We start from the raw sequence: 9643 nt of genomic DNA, 5'->3' as shown, positions 1-9643 counted from the left end.
ACAGGTGCCGACCCATTATTTCTCCTGTCCCGGTAAGGCCGCCACACAGATACTGAGCAGGACCGGAACAAAAGCCAGCAGTACGACCAGATCCAGCAGCAGCGACCCCAGTCCCAAACCCTTCGTGAACGCTCCGACACTCGCATGCATATAGTAAGTCGTGGGCCAGATCGTCCCTAACATCTTGGCAGAACCTTCCAGTGTTGATACCGGTTGCAGCATGCCTGAAAACTGAATTGTCGGAATGATCGTCAGAATGGCCGTGATAAACACGGCAGCGACCTGACTCGATGTAAAGGTCGAGATCAACATTCCGATCCCTGTGGTCACGATCACATACGCCAAAGCACAGAGCGTCAGGCCGATGAAACTGCCCTTGATCGGAACGTCGAAGATAAAGATCGACATCAGAATCAGAATGACGTAGTTCACGATCGAGATGGCGACATAGGGCAATTGTTTCCCCAGCAGAAACTCAACCTTCCGCGTGGGAGTCACATAGAAGTTGATGATCGATCCAAGTTCCTTTTCGCGCACCACGCTGACGGCCATCAGAATCGACGGGATTAGAATCAGAATGATGGGAGGAACGCTGGGCACAATCGCATAAATACTCTCGAAGGTCGGGTTGTACATGAATCGGGCTTGAATGTCGGCCGAGATCTGGCTCGCGGCGGTGCCCCCTTCCGGCTGCAGACTGGCATACTCGGACACACTGTTCGCGTTCACCCCTTCGACGTACTGCTTGATGGTTTCTGCCCGACTTGGGTTGGCTCCATCCACCGATGCCAAGACTTCGGGGACGCCGCCCCGTTTGACCTCGCGGCCGAAGTTGGGAGGAATTTCGATCCCGACCTGAATCTGGTTGGCAATCAACCGTCGGTGCACTTCGTCGGCACTGGCGGCCGGAGCTCGCCGCAGGAAGTACCGGGAACCTTCAAATTGGGCGATATAAGCACGACTCTCGGGGGTGTCATCCCCATCCATCGCCGCGAACGGAATGTCTTCGACGTCCATGGAAATTCCCAGACCGAAGACAAACATCAGCAAGGCGGACCCGATGAACGCAAACGCCAGACGTACGGGATCACGCAGGATTTCCAGCGCCTCGCGACGGCTGTAGGCCAGCATGCGGTTCAGCGACACGCGTGACCCCACCTGGTGGGCTGCTGGCTGCACCGATCCCCCGGGAACCGATTCGGCCGCGCCCTCCCTCGACGCGTGATCGTCGGCCGCCGGGCTGGCCTGCTGGCGCGCGGTTTCGAGTTCCCCTTCCGCTTCGGCAATGTACGAGATGAACGCCACTTCCAGATCATCTGTCTGCCGGGTTTCCATCAGTCGCTGAGGTGTATCACAGGCGAGCACAGTCCCCGCGTGCATCAGCGAGATCCGGTCGCAGCGCAAGGCCTCGTTCATGAAGTGGGTCGAGACGAAGATTGTGACGTTGTCTTTGCGTGACAAATCGATCAGCAGTTCCCAGAACTCGTCTCGCGCGATCGGATCAACGCCGGAGGTCGGTTCGTCGAGAATCAGGATTTCGGGTTCGTGCAGAACGGCAACGGCCAGCGACAAACGCTGCCGCAGACCGAGCGGAAGCTGGTCTGACAAATGGTCGAGATGTTCGACCAGGCCGAACCGCTCGACCAGGCCTGAAATACGCTTCCCGACCTCGGACGTCGGCAGGTGGTAAAGGCGGGCATGGAGCGCCAGGTTCTGCCGGACGGTCAGCTCTCCATAGAGTGAGAACGCCTGAGACATGTATCCGACCCGTTTCCGGATCTCAATACTCCCCGCGTTCACCGTTTCACCAAACAGCTTTGCGTCCCCTTCAGAGGCGGGAAGCAAGCCGGTGAGCATCTTCATCGTGGTCGATTTTCCCGATCCGTTGGAACCGAGGAAGCCAAAAATCTCCCCTTTATCAATCGAAAAGCTGACATCGTTCACCGCGACAAACTTCCCGAAGCGGCGCGTCAGATGCCGTGCGAAGATTGCCGGTTCGCCCCCGGTCGGAACATGCGGCGGAATCACCAGTTCCTGCCGGTCCCCCCGTTTTTCTTCGGGTAGCAGCGCCACGAAGGCCGCTTCGAGGTTGCTCGTCCGCGTGCGGTCCATGATCTCTTGAGGAGTTCCCGTATCCAGCACCTTCCCCGCGTCCATCGCTACGATCCAGTCAAACCGCTGGGCTTCGTCCATGTAGGCGGTCGAGACCAGAACACTCATCTGCGGACTTTTACCCCGGATTTCATCGATCAGCTTCCAGAACTGTTGTCGCGAGAGGGGATCCACCCCCGTGGTCGGTTCATCCAGAATGAGCAGATCAGGATCATGGATGAGCGCGCCGCACAGACCGACTTTCTGCTTCATCCCTCCCGACAACTGGCCCGCTGGTCGATCTGGGAACGGTGCCAGCCCGGTTGCCTTGAGCAGCGCGTCAATGCGGTGTTTTCGTTCCGAATTCGGAACTCCAAACAGTCGGGCGAAAAAGTCAATGTTCTCGAAAACGCTGAGTTCGAGATACAGATTTTTCCCCAAGCCTTGAGGCATATAGGCAATTTTCGGGCAGACGTTGTCCCGGTGGCCGGCGTCCCGCATATCACCGTTAAGAACGGTGACGTCGCCTGACTGAAGCTTCTTTGCCCCAGCGACAAGTCCCATCAGCGTCGACTTGCCGACGCCGTCAGGCCCGATCAGTCCAATCATCTGACCTGCCGGAATGTCCAGATTGAGACCATCGAGCGCGACGGTACGCCCGTAACGATGGGTCAAATTCCGAACGGAAACAACGGGCACCGCGGCACTGGTCGCAAGGCCTGATTCGACAGGTGGCACTTTGGGAATACTCACGGACTCGCATCCTCCGCCACATTAAGCAGCACAATTACCCAAGGGCAGATTCGGTACTCCGTCCTGTTCATTCGGCAGGCTTGGCAGGACGTGGCGGAGGAAATGGCTTCTGCAGCGAGGGGGGCCACTCGACGTCGTCATCCAGTTTGACGTAGCCCACGCCGCGAACCCCCGTCTTGATCCGATCGATGTAGGGCAGCACTTTTTCGTGCGGAACCTGAATCTTGACGCGAAACATCAGCTTATCCCGCTCACTTTTGGTCTCGACCTGTTTCGGCGTGAACTGCGCTTCCGGGGAGACGAAGCTCACGCGTGCCGAGGCGGAATAGCCAGGCAGGGCGTCCAGGGTAATCTTCGCATCGGCACCGATCCGGATGCGAGCCACTTCCTGCGAGGGTAGGAAGACTTCCATGTAGATATCCGACAGATCCAGCAGCGTCAGTACCTTCCCCCCTGAAGGAAGGACTTCTCCCGGTTGAGCCAGTTTGTAGAGGACGCGTCCCAGTACGGGGGAAGTGAGCGTGGAATCATCGATCCGGGTCTGAATCCCCTGCACTACCGCCGTCGCACTTTTCACCGAAAAAGCGATCGTCTCGAGCTTGGCACGTTCTTCCTCGAGAGCGGCTCGTTTGGCTTTAACGTCGCTTTCCGCCTCGTCGAAGTCCTGCTTCGTCGAGATTTTCTTTTCGAACAGATCCTTCTGCCGGGCATAGTTGAGGTCTGCCAGTTTGTATTCGCTCTCACGCTTCTCGATCGTCGACTTAGCGACGGTCGCGTTCGATTCGGCCTCGGCCAGATCAGCCTTTGCTTTGCTGAGGTCCGCGCTCAATGTCTCAATGTCGATGCGGGCCATCACCTGACCAGGCTGAACCAGATCCCCCTCGTTCACCAGGACCTCAACAATCCGCCCCGGTTCTTTGGCAGAGACGTTGACCTGAACTGCTTCCAGCCGTCCATTCGCGGAAGCAATGCCCACCATCTGGGATGCAGCCACCTGTTCGTTCCACCAGCGCCAGGCGAAGATTGTTCCCACCGCGACGAAGCAGAGAATCACAACGATACGTCGTACAGCGATGTGCATGGTTTGGTTACTCAACAGTCCGGCGGTTCGTGCCCGGAGACAACCCAAGGTTCTCAGTTTAAGACATGACGCCCCGAGTCCTGCACCCAGCGTCGATGTACAGCTCATCGCCCAGAACGATATCCGTTTGCGTCGTGATGATCAAACAGGGTGCAACTGGGTGACATCAGAAACCTCCCCGACTACCTGCACTTTTCCCATCGGACGCATGGCACGATTCGGGCGGTCATTCCCATCGCTGTGGTCGGGAGTGACGTTGGTCCGGGCGTTGGAAAAGCGGCCTGAGAGATGGCGATTCGGCTTTTCTGCTGCGGGGCCGTCAGGACTGCTTTTCGGGAAAATGATTTGGACCATCTCCCGCGGTTCGATTCGATTGTCCGGCGAAACACCGTAGAGTGTCTGACGTCCGTGGGAACGCGTTTTCCATTTGTTGTCAACAACTTGATGCGTAGTCAATGAGTTCAAGGGGGCTGCTCGAATGTCGAACGTTCTCGGTTTTGGGGCGATTGGGGATGGTGTTGCTGATGACACGTCAGCGCTGCAGCACACGCTGGATGCCGGTGACGGCGTGCTGAGGTTAAACCGGGGGACATACCGGATCACCCGGCCACTGATCCTTGATCTGACGAAGCGGGGATTCGGAGGCGTTCGAGGTGAAGGAGGAACGTCGAAGATTGTCATGGCAGGCCCCGGCCCCGCCATTCGCGTGATCGGTGATCATCAAGGAACGGCCTCGCCCCGGACGGTCCAGCCGCACACCTGGGAGAAAGAGCGATTTCCGACGATTAACGGCGTCGAAATTGTCGGTGAGCACCCCGAGTCCGTCGGCATTGAACTCCGCAAGACCATGAAGTGCGTCGTCTCTCAGGTACTGATCCGCCAATGCCGGATCGCCGTCCATCTCGTCGAACGCAATCGCGATTTTCTGCTGGCCGATTCCAACCTTTACGACAATCACGAGATTGGATTGTTTCTCGATCGCTGTAATCTGCACCAGATCATCGTCCACGGGTGCCACATCAGTTGGAACAAAGTCGCAGGGATCAAGTCGCTGGGGGGCGACGTCCACAATCTGCAAATCGTGGGAAATGACATCGAGTACAACAATCTGACGGCCGGAGGCGACAAGATTCCGGCTGACGTTCTGGATCAGCATCCGGGGGGTTCGGAGATCCTGTTCGACGCCACAGACGGGATCATCAGCGAAGTCACCATCAGCGGCAACACGATTCAAGCAACCCTGCAGGATCGAGGAGCGAACATCCGCGTTCTGGGTGCGGCCGTGCAGCGACCTCAGCCCGCCGACACTCCTCCAGCTCAAAAAGCCGATACGGCACATCTGATTAATATCACCGGAAATGTGCTGGGAAGTCAGTGGCGCGCCGTAGAACTGCTGAACGTGTCGCGCGTTACGGTCACGGGGAACACGATCTACGATTCGGCCGATCTTTCCGTTTATGGTCAGGCCTGTTCGGGCATCGTTGTGACTGGCAATGCCTTTTCGTGGCGTGGTCTGGACAATGAGCCCCGTAAGGACGGAATTCGGTTTGAAGATTCCGACAATATCGTGGTCAGCAGTCTGACAACTCAGCGTTTGTGCGCCGGTTCGAAGGACTCGGGAGCCGCGATCACGTTCGTCCGCTGCTCAGACAGTTCGGTCTCGGATTGTCAGATTCTGGATCCACTGCACCGGGGTGTGGAACTGGAAGACTGCACCCGATGCCGCGTCTCGAATAACACGATCGCCGATCGACGTCAGCAGCCTGCGATGTCGCAGGCGATTCGAGTCAAAGGAAAAGGATCCAACCTGGTGGCGGGCAACATCCTGAGTGGTGCAGTCGATCGCCTGCTCGACGTGGCTGAGGGAGCCGCGGAGGTCCAAGGGAACATGCTCATCTCGTGACGTTCGCCACGAGGGCATCCCCGGGCCGCGCCCCCCATCACCTCGGGATGCCTCAGATGAGGTTTGTCCTCAGAGAATCAATGAAAACCTCTCGGAGGGCAGACAATCCCTGTGCGAGGAACATCATTCGCACACCAACGCGTTGCCCCCGTGGGTGACTCTCTGGCGGACAACCGTCCGATCGCCGATGATCCGGGACACCTTGATCATCGGCATGGGGCTGGCAGGTGAACGAGCTTTGCAGCCGGGACATTCGTCTCTTCAAGGCGACACGAGAGAAGGAACGATATGACAGACGAACGTGAGATCGAAACCGAACTCGATTCGCTCGGGTGGCAGTTTGACAACACCTATGGACAACTGCCCGAGCTGTTCCATGTCTCATCCCGACCGGTGAAGGTTGCGGCTCCCCGTGTGGCCATCGTCAATCAGAAGCTGGCTGCCGAACTTGGCCTGAATCTGGCGAATGCAAAGCCAGAAACCCTCGCAGCCCTCTTTTCAGGTCAGGTCATCCCGACGGGTGCTCAGCCGCTGGCCCAGGCCTATGCCGGTCATCAGTACGCTCATTTCACCATGCTGGGAGACGGCCGCGCGATCCTGTTGGGAGAACACCGTACACCGTCAGGTCAGCTCGTTGACATCCAGTTTAAGGGATCGGGGCCGACGGCCTTCTCACGCCGCGGCGACGGTCGTGCCGCTCTCGGCCCCATGCTGCGGGAGTACATCATCAGCGAGGCGATGGCCGCGCTGGGGATCCCCACGACGCGCAGTCTGGCGGTCGTCACTACGGGCGAACACGTCTTTCGAGAGACGCGACTGCAGGGCGCGGTCCTGACGCGCGTTGCCGCCAGTCATATCCGCGTCGGTACGTTTCAGTACGCCGCCGCGAGACAGGACGAGTTGCCGGTCAAGCAACTTGCCGACTATACGATTCAGCGTCACTACCCCGAACTGAACGAGTCACCTGAGGTCTATCAGGACTTCTTCCGTGAAGTGCTCCATCGACAGGCCCGGTTGATTGCACGCTGGCAACTGGTGGGGTTTGTGCACGGCATAATGAACACCGACAACATGTCGATCTGCGGCGAGACGATCGATTACGGTCCGTGCGCCTTTATGAATACGTATAAGCCGGAAACGGTCTTCAGTTCGATCGATCAGTCGGGCCGCTACGCGTACGTCAACCAGCCCGCCATTGCCCAGTGGAATCTGACCCGACTCGCCGAGGCCCTGTTGACCCTGTTTTCGCCGTCAGAAGAAGAAGCCATCGCGATTGCGACGAAAATCCTGGCGACCTTCCCGGAAGTCTATACCCAAGCCTGGCTGGCGGGGATGCGTGCGAAACTCGGTTTACAATCGTCCGACCCGTCCGATGCTGAACTTGTCCAGTCACTGCTCAGTTGGATGCAGTCCTCGCAGGCCGATTTCACGAACACATTCCGCGATCTCTCGAACAACGAGCTTCCCGCGAACCCGCTATTCGACCAAGCGGAATTCCAGGAATGGCACACCCGCTGGCAGCAGCGACTGCAGCAGGAGAACCGCCCGCGAGATGTCGTCGTGAAACAGATGCGATCCGCGAATCCCGCTGTGATCCCCCGCAATCACCGGGTCGAAGAGGCACTCGCCGCCGCCGAAGACCAAAACGACTTCTCGGTACTGCACCGTTTATTGGCCGTGCTGGAGAAACCGTTCGAACTCAGTCCGGAAAACGAGAAGTACCGGGAACCGTCACCCGACGACCGTGGTTATCGTACGTTCTGCGGAACTTGAGTTCTCCATCACCAACCACGAATGCTCCTGCGCAGACGTGACATCAAAGGTAGCGCGCGGTCGCCGGGCAATCTGCACTCTCTCGTTTTGGGATACGCTCCTTTCGGGATACGGCCCCCGCGAGTTATTTCCCGGCTGAGCACCGTGTCGAATTTGAGCGTCGCTTCGGATAACGGAAAGAGGGATCTGCTGCGCAAACTGAGATTTCCTGTCAGTTACGATTGAGAAAATCTGCTGCGCGAGTTCTCATCCTGCGAACATTTCACGTGCGGCATTTCCTGTGTCCGTAAATCGGGCCCTCTGCTGCGGGAATGGGAACCAATCCGGGCGACTCTATTCACTTCTGAGGGAACTTCCGTGGGCAAAGAATTCTACTCGTTTTCCGGCACCAGCAGCAGCAACGATACACAGGCGGTGAAAGCGGGCAACCTGGTTTTCGTGGGTGGCCAGATGTCGCTGAATGACCAGGGCGAGGTCGTCGGGAACGATATCAAGACGCAGACACGGAATGCCTTCGAAGCAATGAAGAAAGCCCTGGCCCTGGCCGGGGCGACCATGGACGATGTCGTCAAACATAACATCTACTTCTTTTGCGAAGGTGATGACGCGGCGGTAGCACAGTGCCTGGCCGATATTGACGAAGTCCGCATCCCTTACTTCAAAGACCCCGGCCCGACGACGACGGAAATCCGTGTGAACCTCGATCGTGAGGGGGCTTTGATTCTGGTCGACGCCTGGGCGGTCGTTGGTGCCGAGAAGGAACGACTGACGCCCGCGGGCCACTGGAACTGGGAAAAGAAACTGCCGTTTTCTCAGGGATGGAAGGTCGGCGACATGATCTTTGTCAGCGGACAGCGTTCGCTCAACGACCGCGGAAAGATCCTGGGGGATGGCGATATCGAGATCCAGACAGACGAAGTTTTCCGCAATCTGGACACGATGCTCAGGCTGGCGGGAGGCGATCGGCACAGCCTGATGCGCCAGAACACCTACTTCCGCTTCTTCGGCGAAGGACGCCAAGTCACGGACTATTGGGAAAAGATGACGAACGTCCGACGGCGGTACATGTCGGTCCCCTCGGCCGCCGGAGCCGGACTGCGGATCACCGGGTTTCCTCAGTCAAAGGAACTGATTCAGGTCGAAGGGATCGGCGTTCTGGGCGAAGAAAAACAGCGGCTGCAGCCAGATAACCACTGGGACTGGAGCATCCCCAATACACAGTTCACACAGGGGTGGAAGATCGGGAATCTCGCCTTCATCGGTGGACAGATTTCGGCCGACAATCGGGCGAAGGCGGTCGGCAAGGATATGGCGACGCAAACTCGCAATGTCTTCCAGTTCATCCATAATGTGCTTGCAGAAGGGGGCCTGGACGAATCCGACGTTGCCAAGCTCTACATCTATTACTACGCCCCCGGCGACTGGGCTCAAGTGGAAGAGACTCGCAAAACCATCGCCGAGATCCAGAAGGAATTCTATCCCGAGCCTGGCCCTGCCGTGACAGCGATCCGCGTATCCGGTTTTGCATTCGAAGACCTGCTCATCGAAATCGAAGCCATGGCCGTCTGCCGGGATTGATGAAGATTCACTGCCGCTGCAATGCTCTGAAATCAGCGGCAAACCGATCAGACTCGGCGGGCCCGGTGCGACGATGAGTGTCACCGGGCCCGCGCCGCAGCTCTGTTTCGCTCGGCGAAACATTCGCCGTACGAAACGGAAACGACTTGTCGATCAAGATCGACCGGCGGGTCAACGGAATCACGCGGGTACGGCTTGATTGGGGTGCGCCCTTACGTTGACTTTGTCGGTTCAGTAAAACCCCGCCTGCAACACCGAACTTCGGCTTTACAGCACGTCCCCGCGTCTGGTTCGTGTATGACAGCGATCAGTCATTCAAAAAGTAGTCCCATGTCCGTCAAACCACTTGATCTCAGCAAACTGAAAGTGTTTCCACTGTCGGAGCGGCATAGCCTGACCCGTGCCGATGAGATCCTGATTGACCCCGATTCCGAACCGCGACCCTGCCCCGAACGCCTGGTCCC

At 57.9% G+C, this 9643-nt stretch carries 6 protein-coding genes; 3 read left to right on the top strand and 3 right to left on the bottom strand.

Translation table 11 applies throughout. From position 1 onward, the window contains the following. Positions 1–15: 15 nt before the first annotated feature. From rbbA to VGE80_RS08170, 3 genes are all read right to left on the bottom strand, one after another. The gene (gene rbbA / locus VGE80_RS08180) at positions 16–2844 is read right to left on the bottom strand and encodes a ribosome-associated ATPase/putative transporter RbbA (protein WP_440592303.1); all 2829 of its coding nucleotides are present in this window, start codon (positions 2842–2844) and stop codon (positions 16–18) included. 67 nt (positions 2845–2911) lie between these two features. Further along, a complete protein-coding gene (locus VGE80_RS08175; protein WP_440592302.1) occupies positions 2912–3925 on the bottom strand; it encodes an HlyD family secretion protein in 1014 nt (337 codons plus the stop codon). A 141-nt stretch (positions 3926–4066) separates the two neighbouring features. Beyond that, positions 4067–4279, bottom strand: a complete 213-nt coding sequence (locus tag VGE80_RS08170) for a hypothetical protein (protein WP_440592301.1) — start codon at positions 4277–4279, stop codon at positions 4067–4069. Positions 4280–4403: 124 nt separating this feature from the next. On the opposite strand from VGE80_RS08170, the gene VGE80_RS08165 reads away from it, so the two are divergent. The 3 genes from VGE80_RS08165 (at position 4404) to VGE80_RS08155 (ending at position 9179) form a co-directional block, all read left to right on the top strand. Then, on the top strand, positions 4404–5828 hold the full coding sequence (locus VGE80_RS08165) for a right-handed parallel beta-helix repeat-containing protein (RefSeq protein WP_397570736.1): 1425 nt from the start codon (positions 4404–4406) through the stop codon (positions 5826–5828). A 288-nt stretch (positions 5829–6116) separates the two neighbouring features. Next, positions 6117–7601: a protein adenylyltransferase SelO gene (locus VGE80_RS08160; RefSeq protein ID WP_440592300.1), complete on the top strand. Its 1485-nt coding sequence runs from the start codon at positions 6117–6119 to the stop codon at positions 7599–7601. 357 nt (positions 7602–7958) lie between these two features. Next, the gene (locus VGE80_RS08155; protein ID WP_440592299.1) at positions 7959–9179 is read left to right on the top strand and encodes a RidA family protein; all 1221 of its coding nucleotides are present in this window, start codon (positions 7959–7961) and stop codon (positions 9177–9179) included. Positions 9180–9643: the final 464 nt, after the last annotated feature.

Source organism: Schlesneria sp., from assembly GCF_036405755.1.
Taxonomy (GTDB): Bacteria; Planctomycetota; Planctomycetia; order Planctomycetales; family Planctomycetaceae; genus Schlesneria; species Schlesneria sphaerica.
This window is presented reverse-complemented; position numbering and strand designations above follow the sequence as displayed.

Bases quoted from the DNA above. Each gene is read 5' to 3' on its own strand.
- VGE80_RS08175 (WP_440592302.1), bottom strand. From the start codon at position 3,925: ATGCACATCGCTGTACGACGTATCGTTGTGATTCTCTGCTTCGTCGCG.
- VGE80_RS08170 (WP_440592301.1), bottom strand. From the start codon at position 4,279: ATGGTCCAAATCATTTTCCCGAAAAGCAGTCCTGACGGCCCCGCAGCA.
- VGE80_RS08165 (WP_397570736.1), top strand. From the start codon at position 4,404: ATGTCGAACGTTCTCGGTTTTGGGGCGATTGGGGATGGTGTTGCTGAT.
- VGE80_RS08160 (WP_440592300.1), top strand. From the start codon at position 6,117: ATGACAGACGAACGTGAGATCGAAACCGAACTCGATTCGCTCGGGTGG.